This window comes from Ruegeria sp. AF2, from assembly GCF_056542025.1.
On the sequence record NZ_JBQFZC010000007.1, the window covers coordinates 23893 to 42504 of the forward strand.

Genomic DNA, 18612 nt, shown 5'->3' on the forward strand with positions numbered 1-18612 from the left:
TTCATGTGGGCCAGCTAGAATCAGCGATCCGACTAACGGACGCGCCTGAGGTAAACGTAATAGGCGCCATCACCGCCATGGCTGATATGTGCGGGTGTTACCTGCAGCACTGCTTGTGCAAGTGGTGGAATAGATAACCAGTGGGGCACCTGATTGCGCAAGACCCCACGCGGCGTTGGAATGGGTCCCGGTTCGTCCCGGTCCTTGCCCTTGCCGGTTATGACAAGCACCAGCCGTTTGCGCTGTGCCTGTGCGGTCAGGATGAACCGAACCAATGCGGGATGGGCTGCGTTCATGCGCATCCCGTGCAGGTCCAGCTTGCCTTCGGGCTTGAGCTTGCCGCGTTTCATGCGACCAAAAGACTTGGTGTCCATCTGCACCGGATTTGTCCGTAAACCTTCGGTGATTGATGGCTTCAGGTTATTCCGTGACGGTTTGGTTGGCGCAGTCTGACCCAGTTCAAAGGCTTCTATCCGCGCCTTGGGCGTTTTGGTCGGTTTGGGCTTGGGCAAGGTAGTGGGGTGCACAGTCTGAGGCAGTTCGGGGTGCAAACGCTCAGCCTGTTTGGCGACCTTGCGCCACAAATCGATCTCTTCCGCAGTCAGTTTGCGCCGGGTCATCAGAACTCATCCGGTAACAGGGCGTAGGCCCTCTGGATCGGCAACAGCACAACCATACGGCCGGGATCCTTCAAGCGACCGGCGGCCTGCCCGGCATCATCCCCTGTGCCAAAGAAAATGTCGGCACGTTGCGCACCCTTGATCGCCGATCCGGTGTCTTGTGCGATCATCAATCGGCGCAGCGGGTTTTTGCCATCCTTTTCTACCCAAACTGGCGCGCCCAAAGGTGTATAAGCCGGATCTGCCGCGATACTGCGCATCGTGGTCACTGAGCGGTTCATGGCGCCTAACGGCCCGAACTCGGGCGCGACACGCGTCACTTCACGGAAGAAAACATACGAAGGGTTGTGTAGTAACAGCTCAGCCCCGGCTTCAGGGTTTTTGCGTACCCAGGTCCGGATCATCTGAGCGCTGACCTGGTGCGCGCCCAGCGCACCCCGTCGGACCAGTTCCGCGCCGATCGAGCGATAGGGATGCCCATTCGCACCGCCATATCCAACCCGCAATGCACCACCATCGGGCAGACGTATCCGGCCCGAGCCTTGAATTTGCAGAAAGAACAGCTCAACAGGGTCATCGACCCACGCTATCTCAAGGCCCCGACCTGTCAGGGCGTCACCGGTCAGCAGGTCACGGCGACTGAGCCACTTGCCCGCCTCTCGCGCCTCGGGCGGCATCCGGTAGAGTGGATAGCGGTATTTGTCAGTTGGGGTTTTCGACCCATCCAGTTCAGGTTCAAAATATCCGGTGAAAAGGGCGTCATCGCCGTCTTCGACCAGAACAGGACGAAAGAACAGCTCGAAAAAAGCCCGCGCCGCGCCAGGTTCATAACTCTGAGCCACGCCACACAGCGCCTGCCAATCAGGATCGTCCAGATCACCACAGGTGTTCAGAAAAACCGAAAGGGCCGCCCCGTGATCGTCGGCGGCCCAGCCATCGAGGTCATCGAATGACAGGATGGATCGCGTCGCCTCGGCTCCGGCGGCGCTGGCAGTGGTCATGACGACCCCCAGAAATAGCGACCGGAGCGCTGCAATCATGCGTCCGTGGCAACAAGCAGCCAGTTCGGATCGTCCGCGCCCATGACACGGGCAAAGGTCCAGCTGTCCTTTTGGCGTTTGACGGTGTTCGGGTTGCCTTCGACAATATCCCCGCCGCGATCGCGCACGACCGACGTCAGCTCACCGATAAAGCGCATGGTGATCTCGGCCTGATTGGTATCCTTATCGAAGCTCGCATCGACCAGAGTGGTTTCACGCACCCCGATGAATTCGGCTTCGATGGTCAGACCTTTGTCTTCACGATCCGCAACAACCGATACAAAACTGTCGAATACTTCTTCGGACAGGAACGGCTGGATTTCGTCCAGATTGCCCTTTTCAAAGCCCATCACGATCATCTCATAGGCGCCGCGCGCGCCCTGTACAAATTCGCTGACAGAAAAACTGGGTTCGACCCGCTTCATTGCGGCCAATGTTTGCGCCTGTTCACTGTCTTCGGCCACATGGTCGGTGATGTCGTGATCTGGCCCGCCTTCAATCACTTCGAAATCACGGCGCGCGCCATTGGTATCAGGCTGTTGCTGAAGGGGCGGTTTCTCAAAACCTTCGCGTGTACCCAACACGCTTTTCAAGCGCAGGATCAGGAAAATGGCAATTCCGGCCAGCACCAGAAGCTGGATCAGGGGTGAGTTCATTTCGTCCTCTTTTCAGAACCCGGGCTTTGTATACGCTGCCCTCTGCCACTATGTAGGTGACAGTCGGGGCCAAGTCCACAGCCCGGACCATGCTAAAGGATACCGCAAATGTACTTGTTCTTGGCTTTTTTATTGGTTCCGATCATCGAGATCGCCCTGTTTATCCAGGTTGGCGGTCTGATCGGGCTTTGGCCGACGCTTGCAATCGTGGTTCTGACCGCCGTTCTGGGCACGGTTCTGGTGCGGACACAAGGTCGCATGGCGCTGGCGAATTTGCAACGATCCTTTGCCGAATTGGACGACCCAACCGAACCGCTGGCCCATGGGGCGATGATCTTGCTGTCTGGTGTTTTGCTGCTGACACCAGGGTTTTTCACCGATGCCATTGGTTTTGCGCTGCTTGTTCCCGGCATCCGGGTCGCAGTGTTCCGCTATCTCAAGTCCAAGGCGACCATCACACATTTTCAAATGGGCACCGGCGCACAATTCAGGTCGGGGCCAAACCCGTTTGATCAGGACGATGTGATAGATGGCGAATTCACCGAGGTTCGCCCTCGCCAGAACTCCGGAAAGCCGTCGAAGTGGGTGGAAGGCCCGCACCAGCATTGAGCTATCCGGCCCAAATTGCTAAGCAGTGCCGAATTTCAATTCCGGAGAAGTTTCATGGCTGACGAAAGCCCTGCAGAAAACACCGCCGCACAGGCAGCCCCTCAGATCCAGATGCGCGTTCTGGGACAGTTCATTCGCGACATGTCCTTTGAAAACGTCATGGCGCAAAAAGGCGTCTCGGGTGACGTACAGCCCGAGATTTCAGTTCAGGTCAATCTGGACGCAAAGAAACGCACGACCGAGCACCAGTATGAAGTCTCGATCAAGCTAAAACTGACATCCAAGGCCAAGGGCCTAGAAGACGTCCTGTTCCTGTGCGAAATCGACTATTGCGGCCTGTTCCACGTGGAAGGTGTGCCCGAAGATCAAATGCATCCGTTCCTGATGATCGAATGCCCGCGCATGCTGTTCCCGTTCCTGCGCCGCATCGTCAGCGACATCACACGCGACGGTGGCTACCCGCCGGTCAACCTGGATAACATTGATTTCGTGGCGCTCTATCGCAACGAACTGGCGCGCCGTCAGGCGGCCGCACAAGAGCAAAAAACCGACGCCTAAGGTTTTGGTCCGCGTCTGGTTCGGGTCAGGCGCGGGTCCACAGGGCGTTCTCGCCCAGCTTTTCAACAAATTTCTGATGTGCTGCGCGCTCATCCTCGGTGATCCGGGATGGCAGGGCATCGGGTCGCGCTGTCGGGCGCCATTCCTCACCACCGCCAGACGCTGCGCTTGCCGACGTTGACAATCCAAAGTCGGGCTGACGGCCTCCGATCAGCTCCAGATACACTTCGGCCAGAATTTCCGAGTCAAGCAGCGCGCCGTGCAGCACCCTGTTTGAGTTATCGATGCCAAACCGGCGGCACAACGCATCCAACGAAGCGGGTGATCCAGGAAACCGCTTACGCGCAATGGCCAGCGTGTCGATTGCCTGATCCATCGGGATCAGCGACACCCCCATCCAGCCCAGTTCGGCGTTCAGAAACTTCATGTCGAACGAGGCGTTGTGGATCACCAGCTTGGCGTCACCCACGAATTCACGAAACCCTTGCCCAACCTTGGCAAAGACAGGTTTGTCCTTCAGCGTCACTTCGCCCTTTTCCGGCGGGCGCGGGTTTTCCAGCAGGTCGGGGCCGATGCCATGCACACCAAATGCCTCTTCCGGCATAGAACGCTCGGGGTTGATGTAGACGTGATAAGTTTCTCCTGTGGCAACGTGGTTCCACAGCTCAACCGCGCCGATCTCGACGATCCGGTCGCCGCTTTCGGGATCAAACCCTGTGGTCTCGGTATCGAGTACAATCTCACGCATCTGCCAACCCTGCCCGTATCTGCCTGACGATATCCTGCACCTGCGCGCGAGCATGGTCCAGAGTATCCGTGACAATCACGAAATCCGACCGCGCGCATTTCTCTTCGTTTGGCATTTGCTTGGAGCGAATCAGCTCAAACTGCGCCTCATTCATTGTGCCGCGCGCCATGACCCGTCTTTTTTGTTCTTCAGCAGAGATTGAAACACAAGCAACAGCATCCATCGCCGCATCACCACCGGTTTCAAACAACAGCGGAATGTCGAATACCAAGATATCGGCGGACGACGAAGATCGAAATGAGGCGCGATCCGCCGCTACCAGAGGGTGTACGATTTTTTCTATTGTTTTTAGCGCGTCAGGATTATCCGCAATGATTTGCTTCAATGCATCCCGGCTGACCGCATCCTCGGCAATGGCGGTGGGAAACGTAATCCGCATGGGCTCAACCGCCGCACCGCCCTTTGCATAGAGCCGATGCACCGCAGCATCCGCATCCCAAAGCGCACAGCCTTCATCTGCAAACATCTGAGCGGTCGTGCTTTTTCCCATTCCGATTGATCCGGTGAGCCCCAGCGCAAAACTCATGCCAAGGCCGCCGCGCGGGTTTCAGCGTCCACTTCGGGGCGAACACCGAACCAGCGTTCAAACCCGGGAACAGCTTGATGCAGCAACATTCCCAGCCCGTCGACCGTTGTACATCCAACCTCTTCCGCCTGTTGTAACAGATGCGTTTGAAGCGGCGCGTATACCAGATCGGTGACAACAGCGCCGGGTTGCAATCCATCCAGTGGAACGCGTAACTCTGGCTGCCCTTGCATACCCAAAGACGTAGTATTCACGACCAGTTCTGCATCTTCGATCACATTTCCCGCCTGCACCCAGTCAACGACCGTAATCCGTTGGCCGAACTCTTCTTTCAAATGATCCGCACGGGTGCGGGTGCGATTGGTCAGCAGGATTTCAGGCACTCCGGCTTCTGCCAGCGCTTGAAGCACCGCCCGTGCAGCACCGCCCGCACCAAATACAACCGCAGGCCCATCCTGCGGGTTCCAATCAGGCGCACCGCTGCGAAGATTGGCCATGAACCCGTAGCCATCCGTATTATCCGCGTGAATTGAACCATCCTCGCGGAATACAAGCGTATTTGCCGCCCCGATGACTGAGGCACGGTCCGAGACATGATCCGCCAACCGCAAAGCAGCCTCTTTATGCGGTACGGTCACGTTGGCCCCAACAAACCCAGCCTTGGGTAGTGTCCGCAGAACGGTTTCCAGATCGGCCGGGGCGACATCCATTGGGATGTAGTGCCCCACCAATCCATAGGTTTTCAGCCAATGCCCGTGCAGTTTTGGCGAGCGGGAATGTGCAATGGGTTGCCCAATCACGCCGGCCAGAGGAACGCGATGCTCCGTCATTGATCGATCACTCCCTTCACGGCCAGAAAATTGAGCAGCTCTAACAGGGGCATACCCAAGACGTTAAAGTAGTCGCCGTCAATGGTGGCAAACAGGCGCACGCCTTCTTCTTCCAGTTTATAAGCCCCCACTGCGTGCCGAATACTGTCCCAGTTCCGCGCCACGTAATCACGTAAATAAGCATCCGAGCTGGCCCGCATCCGCAAACGCACCTGACCTACATGCCGCCAGATGGGCTCACCATCCTGATAGATCACCGCCGCCGACAGCAACATATGTCGCTTGCCGCGCATTGCTTTAAGCTGCGCCAGTGCTTCTTCCGGCGTTTCCGGCTTCGACAGCATCTGACCTTCGAAATCCAGAACCTGATCGCAACCCAGAACCATAGTGCCGGGCACTTTGTCACTGATCTTACGTGCTTTCATTTCGGCAAGCGCATCGGCAACATCACGGGGCGAAGCTCCCTCAGCCATCAGGGCGCGTTTGGCTGTGTCTTCATCCACCCGCGCGATCTGAACCGAAAACGGGACGCCTGCGTTTCCGAGCAACTGCGCGCGGATCACGGACCCTGAGGCAAGGACTATGGGGACAGTCATGTGGAAAACCCCGTGTGCAAATCAATGAGTAGTCTCGAATGGTTTGTATGGCTTTCCGGTTGACACGCAACCCCGGGAATTTGGCGCAAGACTTCCCCGAGTCGCCCGGATCCTGTCCAGACGGGACAAGGATAAGTTGGAATACTCGGATAAGCATCCCGTCCCGGATTGTTCCAATGGTTATCCACAATTCAGTCCGAGCTTTTATCTCATAATTTATTGTTATTAATCATTTTTATTCTTGATCAACAGATTCTGCGCCGATGTGCTTCACTTTTTCCACCTGGGGAAAAAGGCAGGACAAAAAAGTAATCCACCGAATTTGACCTCCCTACAAAACCATCATCCTTTTTCTTTCTTATTTTTTTTATTAGGAGGGTTTCAGGTAAGCCCGGAATACCCAATGACCGATATTCTTTTCGCAATATACCCTTGGGTGAAATCGCTGCACATCATGGCCGTGATTTCATGGATGGCTGGTTTATTCTATCTGCCCAGATTGTTCGTGTATCACGTTGAAAAGGCGCAAGCCGTAGAGGGTGCGCAACAGATTTTCTTTGAAATGGAAGAAAAGCTGCTGCGTGTGATCATGCGCCCCGCAATGGTCGTGGCCTGGATTTGCGGGCTGATCATGGTTTTCACGCCTGGTATTGTCGGATGGGACTGGAGCTGGCCCTGGGTCAAAGGCGCAGCAGTGATCGGCATGACATGGTTTCACCATTGGCTTATGGCTCGGCGCAAGGACTTTGCTGAGGGGCGAAATAAGCTGACTGGGCGGCAGTACCGCATGATGAATGAGGTTCCGACCGTTTTAATGGTTGTTATCGTTTTAGCGGTCGTTGTGAAGTTCTGAGGGCCTGTTTGACTCTTCTTAGGTAAGCGCTTATCTAACGCGTAACGCGCCCGTCCGGGCGAGGTATCTTCCGTTCTGAAATTCCACTCTGGTGCCGCGATCCAAGCGGCCGAGGTTCGTATCATCATGACAACTGAATCCCTGAATCTGGCCGATCTGAAGGCCAAAAGCCCCAAAGACCTTCTGGCGATGGCCGAAGAGCTTGAGGTCGAAAACGCCTCAACCATGCGCAAAGGCGAGATGATGTTCCAGATTCTGCGCGAACGTGCGGATGAGGGTTGGACTGTTGGCGGCGATGGCGTTCTGGAAGTGCTGCAGGACGGGTTCGGTTTCCTGCGCTCACCCGAGGCGAACTACCTGCCGGGCCCGGATGACATCTATGTTTCGCCTGACATGATCCGCAAGCACTCGCTACGCACCGGGGATACGGTTGAAGGTGAGATCAAAGCGCCCGATGAAAACGAGCGTTACTTCGCGCTGACCAACGTCACCAAGATCAACTTTGAGAATCCGGAAAAAGCCAAGCATAAGATCCTGTTCGACAACCTGACGCCTCTGTACCCAGATGAGCGTCTGAAGATGGAAATCGAAGATCCAACCATCAAGGATAAGTCGGCCCGCGTAATTGATCTGGTTTCTCCGATCGGTAAGGGTCAGCGTTCGCTGATCGTAGCGCCGCCGCGGACCGGTAAGACGGTGATCTTGCAGAACATCGCGCATTCCATAGAACAGAACCACCCGGAGTGTTATCTGATCGTCCTGCTGATCGACGAACGCCCGGAAGAAGTGACGGACATGCAGCGTTCGGTGAAGGGTGAAGTTGTGTCTTCAACCTTCGATGAACCCGCGACCCGCCACGTGGCCGTATCTGAGATGGTGATCGAAAAAGCCAAGCGTCTGGTCGAGCATAAACGAGATGTTGTTATTCTTCTCGATTCAATCACAAGACTTGGTAGGGCGTTTAACACTGTGGTGCCATCCTCGGGTAAAGTTCTGACCGGTGGTGTGGACGCTAATGCTCTGCAACGACCCAAGCGGTTCTTTGGCGCGGCGCGGAACATCGAAGAGGGTGGTTCGCTGACCATCATCGCCACCGCCCTGATCGATACTGGCAGCCGGATGGACGAAGTGATCTTTGAAGAATTCAAAGGCACCGGTAACTCGGAAATCGTTCTGGATCGGAAAATCGCCGACAAGCGGGTATTCCCAGCGATCGATATCCTCAAGTCCGGCACAAGGAAAGAAGACCTGCTGGTCGACAAGGGCGATCTGGCCAAGACATTCGTTCTGCGCCGCATCCTCAACCCGATGGGCACAACAGACGCAATCGAGTTCCTGTTGTCGAAGTTGAAACAGACCAAGACAAACGGCGAGTTCTTCGATTCGATGAACACCTGATAGGGTCTGGCACTGACGCGGGGGCTATCAATGGATACGATATTCGCCCTGGCCAGCGCCCAGGGCAAAGCAGGTGTCGCAGTGATCAGGTTGTCTGGTCCGCAGGCGCTTTCGGCCGCTAATGCGCTGGCCGGGGGTGGTTTACCCCTGCGCGGCATGACGGTCCGAACCCTACGCGCGCCTGATGGTTCGCGGCTGGATGAAGGGCTGGTTCTGACTTTTCAGGCTCCGTCTAGCTTTACCGGCGAAGACGTGGCCGAGCTGCAGATTCACGGAAGTATGGCGTCGGTCAACGCCGTGCTGGCATCGCTGTCGGATATGGATAATCTCCGTCTAGCAGAACCGGGTGAGTTCACGCGTCGTGCGTTGGAAAACGGAAAGATGGATCTGGCGCAGGTCGAAGGCCTTGCCGATCTGATCGATGCAGAAACGGAAGCGCAACGGAAACAGGCACAGAAGATTTTGGCTGGTGCCTTGGGCACATTGGCCGAAGGATGGCGGCGGGATCTGATCCGTGCAGCGTCTTTGTTGGAAGCCGTGATTGATTTTGCCGATGAAGAAGTTCCGACAGATGTAACACCAGAGGTTCGGACATTGATCTCGGGTGTGATGGCAGAATTGACCCAGGAAGCCAAAGGTGTTCGGATCGCCGAGCGCATTCGCACCGGCTTTGAGGTCGCCATTGTTGGTCTTCCAAATGCAGGCAAATCGACCTTACTGAATGCGTTGGCAGGCCGGGAAGCCGCGATCACCTCGGAATATGCCGGGACAACCCGCGATGTGATCGAAGTTCGCATGGATTTGGACGGTCTCCCTGTTACGCTGTTGGATACGGCTGGTTTGAGACAGACCGAAGATCACGTTGAAAACCTTGGAATTGAACTGGCGCGCAAACGGGCAGAGGCGGCCGATCTACGAGTATTTCTGTCGGATGAGCCTGATCAGCTAGGTGTACCGATGCAGGCAGATGACATTCATGTTCTGCCAAAATCTGACCTGCGTGAGCCCTTTTCCGGCGGTATATCGGGGAAAACCGGGCACGGGATTGACCAGTTGATAGACAACATATCGCGTGTACTGACTGTTCGAACAGCTAGCCATGGTATTGCAACGCGGGAACGTCACCGTATTGCGATGACTAAAGCATCGGACGCACTTGCGGCTGCGCGAGATGTTCTGGAATCAGGTCCGGACATGTATGATATAGCTGCTGAAGAGTTGAGAACGGCAATTCGGTCGCTTGAATCTTTGGTTGGCAGGATTGATGTCGAAACCCTTTTGGATGAAATCTTCGCAAGTTTCTGTCTGGGAAAATAGGGAGTGTTTCACGTGAAACATTCGAAATTTGATGTTGTCGTCATCGGTGCCGGACATGCAGGTGCAGAAGCCGCACATGCAGCAGCACGGATGGGTGCGAGCACAGCACTAGTCACTCTTTCCGAACGGGACATCGGTGTCATGTCTTGCAATCCGGCAATAGGTGGGTTGGGCAAAGGGCATCTAGTCCGCGAGATCGATGCACTAGACGGGGTCATGGGGCGCGTGGCGGACCGTGCGGGTATCCAGTTTCGCTTATTGAACCGGCGAAAAGGACCGGCCGTTCAAGGGCCGAGGGCGCAGGCGGATCGAGCCCTTTATCGGGCAGCAATGGCGGGGGAAACGCAAAAACAAGACAATCTGTCGGTGATTACCGGGGAAGTGGTTGATTTCCTAATGGATGGCGACCGCGTCACCGGTGTTAAACTGGCAGATGAATCCGAGGTCCCCGCACAGACAGTTATCCTGACGTCAGGTACATTTCTGCGCGGCGTGATCCACATAGGGGACGTTTCAAAACCAGGTGGCCGCATGGGGGATCGCCCATCGATCAGGCTGGCTGAACGCCTTGATGCCTTTGGTTTGCCTACGGCACGACTAAAAACAGGTACGCCACCGAGGTTGGACGGACGAACCATAAATTGGGATATACTTGAACGACAGGATGGCGATGCAGAGCCAACACTGTTTTCATTCATGTCCCAAGCGGTGACAGCGCCGCAAATTGCCTGTGGAATAACTCATACCAATGCTCAGACGCACGGAATAATCGAGAAAAATCTATCGCGATCAGCAATGTATGGAGGTCATATTGATGGTGTTGGTCCCAGATATTGCCCTTCAATCGAAGACAAAATCGTCAGATTTGCGGAAAAGGAGTCACACCAGATATTTCTGGAACCGGAAGGCGTGCGGGATCATACGGTGTACCCAAACGGGATTTCAACGTCTTTGCCCGAAGATGTACAAGTCGAATATGTCCAATCCATCATAGGATTGGAAAACGCGGTAATCTTACAACCCGGATACGCAATTGAATACGACTACGTTGACCCGCGCGTTCTATCTGCGTCTTTGTCTGTGCCCGATGTTCCTGGTCTATATCTTGCAGGACAGATCAATGGGACCACAGGATATGAGGAAGCGGCCGCGCAAGGCCTCGTTGCAGGTTTGAATGCAGCTCTGGAAACACAGGGGCGTGCGCCAATACATTTTACACGCTCAGACAGCTATATTGGCGTAATGATTGACGATTTGACAACACGAGGCGTTGCCGAGCCTTATCGGATGTTCACATCCCGTGCGGAGTTTCGCCTATCACTTCGCGCTGACAACGCAGATCAAAGACTGACCCCGATTGGTGAGCAGTTGGGCTGTGTGGGTGAACTCCGCCGCAAGGTTTTTGCTGAGAAATCAGAAAAACTTGTAAAGGCAAAGAACAAACTGACAGAGACCACATATACGCCAAAGCAAATTCGCGAAGCTGGTATCAGCATAAATCAGGACGGAAACCGGCGCGATGGAATGGCGGTTCTTGCTTTTCCAGAAGTATCGTTTGAAGACATGGTTTTACTCGAACCCGATCTACAGAATACAGACGATGAAATTCGCCGTCAGGTCGAGCGCGATGCGTTGTATGCAAACTATATTGCGCGCCAACAACGGGATGTCGAAGCAATGAAGCGCGATGAGGCGCATGAAATTCCTCGGGATTTCAATTATTTTGCGCTTGATGGTCTGTCGAATGAAATGAAGCAAAAGCTATCGCAGGCGAAGCCTGCGAATATTGCGCAGGCGAGTCGGGTTGAAGGTGTCACACCTGCGGCTTTAACCCTCGTCCTGGCGAAGCTCAGACGCGATGTGAAAGCCAGAAAAGCATGAGTTATCAGAACGCCGTTTCTGCGGAGGCTCTGGATGTTTCACGTGAAACATTCGAACGCCTGGTGATCTATGTATCTCTGCTTGAAAAATGGAACCCAAAAATCAATCTGGTTTCAAGAAATAGTCTTGAAGAGATTTGGATTCGCCATATCAAAGATTCCATTCAAGTTTTTCAGAACGCAGATCGCGTAGATCATTGGGTGGATTTAGGCAGCGGAGGCGGCTTTCCCGGCATGGTCTGCGCCATCATGGCAATTGAATTTGCGCCTGAAACGCGTTTCACATTAGTCGAAAGCGACCAACGTAAATCCGCATTTCTTCGAAGTGCGACCAGAGAGAGTGGCGCCAATTGTTCCGTGATCTCTCGTCGAATTGAAGCCATTGATCCCTTGCATGCGGACGTGCTTTCAGCTCGGGCTCTGGCTGATCTGACCACACTAATGTCATTTTGTGACAGGCATTTAGGTAAAAACGGTACAGCGTTGTTGCCAAAAGGCGCAACCTGGAAAAAAGAGCTGGAAGATGCGCGCAAAGAATGGAAATTCGAGGCTGAACCCATTAAGAGTTCAACAGAACCCCAAGCCGTTATCCTGAAAATCAAAGGAGTTGCACGTGGTTGATCTGTCTCGTCCTGCTGGGCCTCGGATTATCGCGGTTGCTAATCAAAAGGGCGGGGTCGGGAAAACCACTACCGCGATCAATCTGGCAGCCGGATTGGCCGAGGCCGGATGCAAGGTTCTTGTGGTCGATCTCGATCCTCAGGGAAATGCCTCTACGGGTCTAGGGGTCGAAGATCGCGACTGGACGACATATGATCTTCTTCTCGACGATGCACCATTGGAAGCTGTGGTGCAGGAGACCGAGATCGGTAATCTTTTTGTGGTTCCGGCGACCGTAGATCTCAGCTCGGCAGATATTGAGCTGATCTCGAATGAAAAGCGCAGTTATTTGCTGCATGACGCGCTTCGACAGACTGCAATTGATGCCTTCAATCTGGACTTTGTGCTGATTGATTGTCCGCCGTCCTTGAACCTGCTCACCGTAAACGCAATGGTAGCAGCGCATTCCGTCCTTGTTCCATTGCAAAGTGAGTTCTTTGCGCTGGAAGGGCTGTCACAATTGATGTTGACCATTCGCGAGGTTCGTCAGACCGCTAATCCTGACCTCAGAATCGAAGGTGTTGTGTTAACGATGTATGACAACCGCAACAACTTGTCCCGTCAGGTCGAAAAGGATGCGCGTGACAATCTGGGTGAGATGGTATTTAAAACCAAGATACCCAGAAATGTGCGGGTCAGCGAGGCACCATCTTACGCGCTTCCTGTGCTGCAATATGATTCGGGTTCGCTTGGGGCGATGGCGTACCGGCATTTGGCCCGAGAGGTTATGCACAAGAACAACAAGGTAGCCATTTAGGTGGCCGTGAGGAGGGCAACATGAATGCCAGGAAAGGAAAACCCCGAGGATTAGGTCGCGGGCTATCTGCGTTGATGGCTGATGTCGCACCAGAAGCTGACGGTCGGATTGTATCTGAACCCCGCCGTCCGGATCTCACGGTACCGATCGAAAAACTGCAGGCGAACCCAGATCAGCCGCGCCGCCGTTTCGCGCAAGAGCAATTGGATGAGCTTGCGGCCTCGGTCAAGGAAAAGGGTATTATCCAGCCGCTGATTGTCCGCAGCATCGATGGCGGCCAATACGAAATCGTTGCGGGTGAACGGCGCTGGCGTGCTGCGCAGATGGCGCAACTGCATGATATTCCAGTTATTGTTCGCGAATTTGATGACACCGAAGTGCTTGAGGTCGCGATTATCGAGAACATTCAGCGCGCAGATCTGAACGCGGTGGAAGAGGCGGCAGGCTTTAAGCAATTGATGGATCGCTTTGGTCACACGCAAGAAAAGCTGGCCGAAGCGCTTGGTAAAAGCAGAAGCCATATCGCTAATCTGCTGCGTCTTTTGTCACTCCCATTGGACGTGCAATCCCTTGTAATAGAAGGAAAATTATCCGCCGGTCATGCAAGGGCGTTAATCACGGCAGAAAACCCATCGGAGCTGGCGAAACAGGTGGTTCGTGAGGGCCTTTCGGTGCGTGCGACCGAGGCATTAGTGAAAAAGCAGCAAGGTGGGACGGATAAGCCGGCTCCGAAATCCAGAAACCTGAATGCTGGGAAGGACGCAGACACCCGAGCGCTTGAAAAGGATTTGTCTGCGATTCTGGCGATGAAGGTGACAATCAACCATAAGGCCGGATCTGAATCCGGGCAGGTTGTGTTGGCTTATGAGAACCTGGATCAGTTGGATGATCTGTGCGCAAAGCTCAGCCGTTAGGTCGGGTCCAGATAAACAGCATCACAGCGCTGAGAACAATGGCCTGAATGATCAGGACGTGAGAAGGAACCGACAGCAGAACCGATAAGCCAAATACGGCGGCAACCGAAAGGGTGGCCGCCTTTTTTGCACCGGGTCTGATCGCGCCAGAGCTTTGCCAATCGATGATCATAGGGCCAAAGGCTCGATGGCTCAGCAACCAGTTATGCAGCCGTGACGATGAGCGAGCAAAAAAGAACGCGGCCAACAGAAGAAATGGCACCGTCGGCAGCAGCGGCAGAGCGACTCCGATCATGGCAAGCGCAACGCATAATAACCCCAATCCGGCCCAGAGAAATTGCATCTGTTACTCCAACAGCTCTCGGATTACCGCGTTGAGCACGGCGCGCCCGTTTGAAGTGGCGCGCAATTGATTGCGATCAAGGGTTAGCATGCCCAGATCGATCAGCGAATCAAGTTTGTCATGCGAAAGCTCTTCACCTGCAAGCAGAGTGTATCTGTCTATATTTAGGCCCTCGACCAAACGTAGACACATCATAAGGTATTCTGAGGCTTGTTCACGTTGGCTAAGCTCGAACCGATTGCTTTCGCCGTGCCCATTGGAGGCAGCCGTCAGCCATTTGTTTGGTGAAAGATGAGTTTCCGTCGCGAATTTCCGGCGATCCAGGGTGATCCGACCGTGTGCGCCGGGTCCAATACCGATGTAGTCACCATAGCGCCAATAGATGAGGTTATGCCGTGATTCCGCTCTGGGCCGGGCGTGGTTTGAGATCTCATAGGCAGGCAGCCCATGCGCTTCGCAGATTTCCTGCGTCGCCAGATACATATCCGCAGCGTTGTCGTCCTCGGGCAGACCGCGCAGCTTGCCCAGGGCATAGCGATCACCAAAGGCTGTGCCTTCCTCAATGGTCAGTTGGTATAGCGACAGGTGATCAACTGCCATCGATAGCGCCTCGGTCAGCTCAGCACGCCAGGCGTCCAGAGTTTGATGCTGGCGGGCATAGATCAGATCAAAGCTCACACGGTCAAAGCAAGAGCGCGCGATATCGAAGGCAGCGCGAGCCTCGGCAACCGTGTGAATGCGCCCCAGACGACGCAGGTCATCGTCGTTCAAGGCCTGAACACCCATCGAGATGCGGTTCACGCCCGCATCATGATAGGCCGCGAACCGTCCGGCCTCGACCGAGCCTGGATTGGCCTCAAGCGTGATTTCCATATCGTTGGCCGATCGCCAAAGGGCGCGGGCCTTTTCGATGATGGTGGCGACGGTCTCGGGGGCCATCAGTGATGGAGTTCCGCCGCCAAAGAAGATTGTGTTCAAAACCCGGTCAGGAGTTTCGATGGCCGAGCGGCTCAGTTCACTGAGATAACACTCAAGCCATTGTTTTTGATTAATATTCTTGGAAACGTGGCTGTTGAAATCGCAATAGGGGCACTTGGCCTCGCAAAAGGGCCAATGCACATAAAGGCCAAAGCCCCCGTTTCGCCAATCATCCGCCAAAGCAGCCTTTCACGAACATCTCCACCGCGCGCCCGCGATGGCTGATCTTGTTCTTTTTCCAGCGATCCATTTCGGCAAAGGTAATGTCGTGCCCCTCAGGGACAAACATGGGGTCATAGCCGAACCCGTCCTTGCCACGGATCGGCCAAGTCAGGTGACCGGGCGCGATGCCCTCGAACACTTCGTCATGCCCGTCGGGCCAGGCCAGAACCAGTGTGCAGCGAAACTGGGCCATACGCGGGTGGGGGGCGTCTTTCGCCTCTAGCTCATTATGGGCGCGAGTCATCGCCATCAGGAAATCGCGGCCACTGCCGGTTTCGGCCCAATCGGCGGTGTAAACACCGGGTGCGCCGTCCAATGCATCGATGGTGATCCCGGAATCGTCCGACAAGGCAGGTAGGCCGGTCGCCTTTGCAGCTGCGTGGGCCTTGATCCGGGCGTTACCGACGAAAGTGTCCTCGGTCTCTTCCGGTTCTGGCAGGTTCATTTCGCCCGCGCCGACAACCGTTACGCCAAAGGGCTCAAGCAGATGCGCCATCTCCTCGAGCTTGCCTTTGTTGTGGGTGGCGACCAGCAGTCGATCACCTTCGAACCTGCGAGTCATGCGGTTGCAGCTTTCTGGGCAGCAGCAAGTTCACCCACGCCTTTCTCGGCCAGATCCATCAGTTGATCCATTTGCGCGCGGCTGAAAACGGATCCTTCGGCGCTCATCTGCACTTCGATCAGCTTACCCGAGCCGGTCATGATGAAATTGCCGTCAACGCCAGCTTCGCTATCTTCGGGATAGTCCAGATCTAGCACGGGCTGACCGGCATAAATTCCGCATGAAACGGCGGCAACAGGGTCTAATAAAGGGTCAGAGATCACATCGCCTGTTTTCATCAGCTTGTTCACGGCCAGACGTAGCGCTACCCAACCGCCAGTGATCGAGGCACAGCGGGTGCCGCCGTCGGCTTGAATGACATCGCAGTCGACGGTGATCTGACGCTCACCCAACGCAACCCGATCCACACCGGCGCGGAGGGCGCGGCCGATCAGGCGTTGAATCTCAACCGTGCGGCCACCTTGCTTGCCGCTGGCAGCCTCGCGCCGCATCCGCGTATTGGTCGCGCGGGGCAGCATGCCATATTCAGCGGTGACCCAGCCCAGGCCCGAGCCTTTGATGAACGGTGGCACGCGATCCTCGATTGTGGCGGTGCATAGCACATGGGTGTCGCCCATCTTGATCAGGCAAGAGCCTTCGGCATGTTTGGTGAACCCCGTTTCAATTGAAACGGCGCGCATTTCGTTTAGGTCACGTCCTGAGGGTCGCATGAGAAATCCTTTATCTGCTGGGTTGGGGATACCGTCCTGCGGCGTTACGATGCAAGCCCGATTGACCTTTCATTTGCCTGCGATTTAATGACGATCCAGCAGAGGGCCGCCGATGAGCGAAGCAAGCAAAATTCTGGATGAGATGAATGACCGGTCGCGCGAGGTGTTCCGGTTGATTGTCGAAAGCTATCTGGAAAGCGGTGAACCCGTGGGCAGCCGGACTCTGACGCGCACATTGTCCGAGAAAGTCAGTGCTGCGACCGTACGCAATGTGATGCAGGATCTTGAATTTCTGGGTTTGCTCGACAGTCCGCATGTCAGCGCTGGTCGAATTCCAACACAGCAGGGGCTGCGCATGTTCGTGGACGGATTGCTAGAAATGGGCGATCTGGGTGCGGATGATCGGCAAAAGCTGGACGAAACACTAGGCTCTAACGCAGGCGATGTGGGTGGTATGCTCGATCGCGTCGGCGCGGCGCTATCACACGTGACACAAGGGGCTTCGCTGGTTCTGACGCCAAAGCATGAGGCCGAGATCAAGCATATCGAGTTCGTCTCGCTTGGTCATGACCGGGCCTTGGTGGTTTTGGTGTTTTCGGACGGGCAGGTAGAAAACCGGCTGTTTACACCTCCGCCTGGGCAGACGCCAAGCTCGATGCGCGAGGCCGCAAATTTCCTGAATGCACTGATCGAAGGACGTACGCTTGGCGAAGTGCGGCGGCAGATGCTGTCGCAGATCGACGCGCGGAAACAGGAAATCGATGTTCTGGCGCGTGAGATGGTCGAGAGCGGCATTGCCGCTTGGGACGGGGACGGCGGCGACTCGGCCCGGCTGATCGTGCGCGGGCGGGCGAATCTGTTAAATGAGCCGGGTCAGGCAGAAGAACTTGATCGAATCCGCACCCTGTTTGACGACCTTGAACGCAAACGCGATATCGCCGAATTCCTTGAATTGACCGAAGAAGGCGAAGGTGTGCGCATTTTTATTGGCTCTGAGAACAAACTTTTCTCACTTTCGGGTTCCTCTTTGGTGGTGTCTCCATATATGAACGCTGATCGTAAGATAATCGGTGCGGTTGGGGTCATTGGACCCACACGTCTGAATTACGGGCGAATCGTACCAATCGTGGATTATACGGCGCAACTGGTCGGCAAGCTGATTTCCGACCGGAGCTAGAGGGTAAGAGATGGCAGAGCCCAAGAACGAAGATTTTCTGGACGACATCATGTCCGCCGAGGCGGAAGAGTTTGCCGAAGATTTTGCTGAGATCAGCGATGAGGCGCTTGAGGTCGATCAACTGCGTGCTGAGCGCGATGATTACAAAGACAAGTTCATGCGTGCGCTGGCCGATGCCGAAAATGCGCGCAAGCGTGGCGACAAGGCGCGTCGGGATGCGGAACAATATGGCGGGTCAAAACTGGCCCGCGACATGCTTCCGGTTTACGACAATATGAAACGCGCGCTTGAGGCCGCGACGGATGAGCAGAAAGAGGTTGCCGCCGGCTTGCTGGAAGGTGTCGAGCTGACCATGCGCGCGCTGAAGGATGTGTTCCAGAAGCATGGGATCGAGGTGATTACGCCACAGGTCGGGGACAGGTTCGACCCGAATGTACATGAGGCGATGTTCGAGGCCCCGGTGCCCGGAACCAAAGCCGGCGACATCATTCAGGTGTCGGCAGAAGGCTTCATGCTGCACGACAGGTTGTTGCGTCCGGCGCAGGTTGGGGTGTCGTCAACGCCCGCAAGCTGAACAGTTCCTGGGTCAACCGGGTTC

22 protein-coding genes are annotated in these 18612 nt (G+C 55.2%); 11 read left to right on the top strand and 11 right to left on the bottom strand.

What is annotated here, in order from left to right:
- Positions 1–32 precede the first annotated feature (32 nt).
- From ACR0NM_RS17835 to ACR0NM_RS17845, 3 genes are read right to left on the bottom strand one after another with little or no spacing between them, the layout of a single operon-like run.
- Complete coding sequence (locus tag ACR0NM_RS17835; RefSeq protein WP_480615962.1) at positions 33–620, bottom strand: Smr/MutS family protein; 588 nt, start codon at positions 618–620, stop codon at positions 33–35.
- The gene (mltA, locus tag ACR0NM_RS17840) at positions 620–1660 is read right to left on the bottom strand and encodes a murein transglycosylase A (protein WP_170408811.1); all 1041 of its coding nucleotides are present in this window, start codon (positions 1658–1660) and stop codon (positions 620–622) included. Before mltA ends, ACR0NM_RS17835 begins: the two co-directional genes overlap by 1 nt.
- Positions 1657–2316 (bottom strand): Tim44/TimA family putative adaptor protein, encoded by a 660-nt coding sequence (locus tag ACR0NM_RS17845; protein WP_480562834.1) that lies wholly within the window; start codon positions 2314–2316, stop codon positions 1657–1659. The genes mltA and ACR0NM_RS17845 overlap by 4 nt, the downstream gene beginning before the upstream one ends.
- Before the next feature lie 108 nt (positions 2317–2424).
- On the opposite strand from ACR0NM_RS17845, the gene ACR0NM_RS17850 reads away from it, so the two are divergent.
- Both ACR0NM_RS17850 and secB read left to right on the top strand, forming a co-directional pair.
- Positions 2425–2925, top strand: coding sequence for an FxsA family protein (locus ACR0NM_RS17850; protein ID WP_170399458.1), 501 nt, complete (start codon positions 2425–2427; stop codon positions 2923–2925).
- Positions 2926–2979: 54 nt separating this feature from the next.
- Positions 2980–3483, top strand: a complete 504-nt coding sequence (gene secB / locus ACR0NM_RS17855) for a protein-export chaperone SecB (RefSeq protein WP_170399455.1) — start codon at positions 2980–2982, stop codon at positions 3481–3483.
- Between the two features lie 25 nt (positions 3484–3508).
- Here secB and dnaQ read toward each other — a convergent pair whose 3' ends face one another.
- Genes dnaQ through ACR0NM_RS17875 form a run of 4 tightly spaced genes read right to left on the bottom strand, consistent with a single transcriptional unit; the run spans position 3509 to position 6243 of the window.
- Positions 3509–4231: a DNA polymerase III subunit epsilon gene (dnaQ, locus tag ACR0NM_RS17860; RefSeq protein WP_170399452.1), complete on the bottom strand. Its 723-nt coding sequence runs from the start codon at positions 4229–4231 to the stop codon at positions 3509–3511.
- Positions 4224–4817, bottom strand: coding sequence for a dephospho-CoA kinase (gene coaE, locus ACR0NM_RS17865; protein ID WP_480615964.1), 594 nt, complete (start codon positions 4815–4817; stop codon positions 4224–4226). The genes dnaQ and coaE overlap by 8 nt, the downstream gene beginning before the upstream one ends.
- Positions 4814–5647 (bottom strand): shikimate dehydrogenase, encoded by an 834-nt coding sequence (locus tag ACR0NM_RS17870; protein WP_170399446.1) that lies wholly within the window; start codon positions 5645–5647, stop codon positions 4814–4816. Before ACR0NM_RS17870 ends, coaE begins: the two co-directional genes overlap by 4 nt.
- Positions 5644–6243 carry a Maf family protein gene (locus tag ACR0NM_RS17875; RefSeq protein WP_480615966.1) on the bottom strand — a complete coding sequence of 200 codons (600 nt, stop codon included), beginning with the start codon at positions 6241–6243 and terminating at the stop codon, positions 5644–5646. Before ACR0NM_RS17875 ends, ACR0NM_RS17870 begins: the two co-directional genes overlap by 4 nt.
- 403 nt (positions 6244–6646) lie before the next feature.
- Between ACR0NM_RS17875 and hemJ the strand changes: the two genes are divergently transcribed.
- The 7 genes from hemJ (at position 6647) to ACR0NM_RS17910 (ending at position 14022) form a co-directional block, all read left to right on the top strand.
- Positions 6647–7096, top strand: a complete 450-nt coding sequence (gene hemJ, locus ACR0NM_RS17880; protein ID WP_170408805.1) for a protoporphyrinogen oxidase HemJ — start codon at positions 6647–6649, stop codon at positions 7094–7096.
- A 126-nt stretch (positions 7097–7222) separates the two neighbouring features.
- A complete protein-coding gene (gene rho, locus ACR0NM_RS17885) occupies positions 7223–8494 on the top strand; it encodes a transcription termination factor Rho (RefSeq protein ID WP_480615968.1) in 1272 nt (423 codons plus the stop codon).
- 30 nt (positions 8495–8524) lie between these two features.
- The gene (gene mnmE / locus ACR0NM_RS17890) at positions 8525–9811 is read left to right on the top strand and encodes a tRNA uridine-5-carboxymethylaminomethyl(34) synthesis GTPase MnmE (protein ID WP_480615970.1); all 1287 of its coding nucleotides are present in this window, start codon (positions 8525–8527) and stop codon (positions 9809–9811) included.
- 12 nt (positions 9812–9823) lie between these two features.
- On the top strand, positions 9824–11692 hold the full coding sequence (gene mnmG / locus ACR0NM_RS17895; protein ID WP_480615972.1) for a tRNA uridine-5-carboxymethylaminomethyl(34) synthesis enzyme MnmG: 1869 nt from the start codon (positions 9824–9826) through the stop codon (positions 11690–11692).
- Entirely contained in the window at positions 11689–12312 is a 624-nt protein-coding gene (gene rsmG, locus ACR0NM_RS17900; protein WP_480615974.1) for a 16S rRNA (guanine(527)-N(7))-methyltransferase RsmG, read from the top strand. Before mnmG ends, rsmG begins: the two co-directional genes overlap by 4 nt.
- The gene (locus tag ACR0NM_RS17905) at positions 12305–13108 is read left to right on the top strand and encodes a ParA family protein (RefSeq protein ID WP_223117310.1); all 804 of its coding nucleotides are present in this window, start codon (positions 12305–12307) and stop codon (positions 13106–13108) included. Before rsmG ends, ACR0NM_RS17905 begins: the two co-directional genes overlap by 8 nt.
- Before the next feature lie 20 nt (positions 13109–13128).
- On the top strand, positions 13129–14022 hold the full coding sequence (locus ACR0NM_RS17910) for a ParB/RepB/Spo0J family partition protein (protein ID WP_170399423.1): 894 nt from the start codon (positions 13129–13131) through the stop codon (positions 14020–14022).
- On the opposite strand, the gene ACR0NM_RS17915 is transcribed toward ACR0NM_RS17910, so the two are convergent.
- From ACR0NM_RS17915 to rph, 4 genes are read right to left on the bottom strand one after another with little or no spacing between them, the layout of a single operon-like run.
- Positions 14012–14365, bottom strand: coding sequence for a YbaN family protein (locus ACR0NM_RS17915; RefSeq protein WP_480615976.1), 354 nt, complete (start codon positions 14363–14365; stop codon positions 14012–14014). The two genes, ACR0NM_RS17910 and ACR0NM_RS17915, sit on opposite strands and share 11 nt — an antisense overlap.
- A 3-nt stretch (positions 14366–14368) precedes the next feature.
- Complete coding sequence (gene hemW / locus ACR0NM_RS17920; protein ID WP_480615978.1) at positions 14369–15523, bottom strand: radical SAM family heme chaperone HemW; 1155 nt, start codon at positions 15521–15523, stop codon at positions 14369–14371.
- Positions 15513–16127, bottom strand: coding sequence for an RdgB/HAM1 family non-canonical purine NTP pyrophosphatase (gene rdgB / locus ACR0NM_RS17925; RefSeq protein WP_480615980.1), 615 nt, complete (start codon positions 16125–16127; stop codon positions 15513–15515). Before rdgB ends, hemW begins: the two co-directional genes overlap by 11 nt.
- A complete protein-coding gene (gene rph / locus ACR0NM_RS17930; RefSeq protein WP_170399411.1) occupies positions 16124–16837 on the bottom strand; it encodes a ribonuclease PH in 714 nt (237 codons plus the stop codon). The genes rdgB and rph overlap by 4 nt, the downstream gene beginning before the upstream one ends.
- 112 nt (positions 16838–16949) lie before the next feature.
- On the opposite strand from rph, the gene hrcA reads away from it, so the two are divergent.
- Positions 16950–18014 (top strand): heat-inducible transcriptional repressor HrcA, encoded by a 1065-nt coding sequence (gene hrcA / locus ACR0NM_RS17935; RefSeq protein ID WP_170399408.1) that lies wholly within the window; start codon positions 16950–16952, stop codon positions 18012–18014.
- A gap of 10 nt (positions 18015–18024) precedes the next feature.
- Positions 18025–18588 carry a nucleotide exchange factor GrpE gene (locus ACR0NM_RS17940; protein ID WP_170399405.1) on the top strand — a complete coding sequence of 188 codons (564 nt, stop codon included), beginning with the start codon at positions 18025–18027 and terminating at the stop codon, positions 18586–18588.
- The last annotated feature ends 24 nt before the right edge of the window (positions 18589–18612 follow it).

Coding starts and splice junctions, on each gene's coding strand:
- ACR0NM_RS17875 (WP_480615966.1), bottom strand. CDS start 6,243: ATGACTGTCCCCATAGTCCTTGCCTCAGGGTCCGTGATCCGCGCGCAG.
- dnaQ (WP_170399452.1), bottom strand. CDS start 4,231: ATGCGTGAGATTGTACTCGATACCGAGACCACAGGGTTTGATCCCGAA.
- secB (WP_170399455.1), top strand. CDS start 2,980: ATGGCTGACGAAAGCCCTGCAGAAAACACCGCCGCACAGGCAGCCCCT.
- mnmE (WP_480615970.1), top strand. CDS start 8,525: ATGGATACGATATTCGCCCTGGCCAGCGCCCAGGGCAAAGCAGGTGTC.
- rdgB (WP_480615980.1), bottom strand. CDS start 16,127: ATGACTCGCAGGTTCGAAGGTGATCGACTGCTGGTCGCCACCCACAAC.
- ACR0NM_RS17850 (WP_170399458.1), top strand. CDS start 2,425: ATGTACTTGTTCTTGGCTTTTTTATTGGTTCCGATCATCGAGATCGCC.
- ACR0NM_RS17870 (WP_170399446.1), bottom strand. CDS start 5,647: ATGACGGAGCATCGCGTTCCTCTGGCCGGCGTGATTGGGCAACCCATT.
- hrcA (WP_170399408.1), top strand. CDS start 16,950: ATGAGCGAAGCAAGCAAAATTCTGGATGAGATGAATGACCGGTCGCGC.
- rho (WP_480615968.1), top strand. CDS start 7,223: ATGACAACTGAATCCCTGAATCTGGCCGATCTGAAGGCCAAAAGCCCC.
- ACR0NM_RS17940 (WP_170399405.1), top strand. CDS start 18,025: ATGGCAGAGCCCAAGAACGAAGATTTTCTGGACGACATCATGTCCGCC.
- ACR0NM_RS17845 (WP_480562834.1), bottom strand. CDS start 2,316: ATGAACTCACCCCTGATCCAGCTTCTGGTGCTGGCCGGAATTGCCATT.
- mltA (WP_170408811.1), bottom strand. CDS start 1,660: ATGATTGCAGCGCTCCGGTCGCTATTTCTGGGGGTCGTCATGACCACT.
- coaE (WP_480615964.1), bottom strand. CDS start 4,817: ATGAGTTTTGCGCTGGGGCTCACCGGATCAATCGGAATGGGAAAAAGC.
- ACR0NM_RS17910 (WP_170399423.1), top strand. CDS start 13,129: ATGAATGCCAGGAAAGGAAAACCCCGAGGATTAGGTCGCGGGCTATCT.
- ACR0NM_RS17835 (WP_480615962.1), bottom strand. CDS start 620: ATGACCCGGCGCAAACTGACTGCGGAAGAGATCGATTTGTGGCGCAAG.
- rph (WP_170399411.1), bottom strand. CDS start 16,837: ATGCGACCCTCAGGACGTGACCTAAACGAAATGCGCGCCGTTTCAATT.
- hemJ (WP_170408805.1), top strand. CDS start 6,647: ATGACCGATATTCTTTTCGCAATATACCCTTGGGTGAAATCGCTGCAC.
- rsmG (WP_480615974.1), top strand. CDS start 11,689: ATGAGTTATCAGAACGCCGTTTCTGCGGAGGCTCTGGATGTTTCACGT.
- ACR0NM_RS17915 (WP_480615976.1), bottom strand. CDS start 14,365: ATGCAATTTCTCTGGGCCGGATTGGGGTTATTATGCGTTGCGCTTGCC.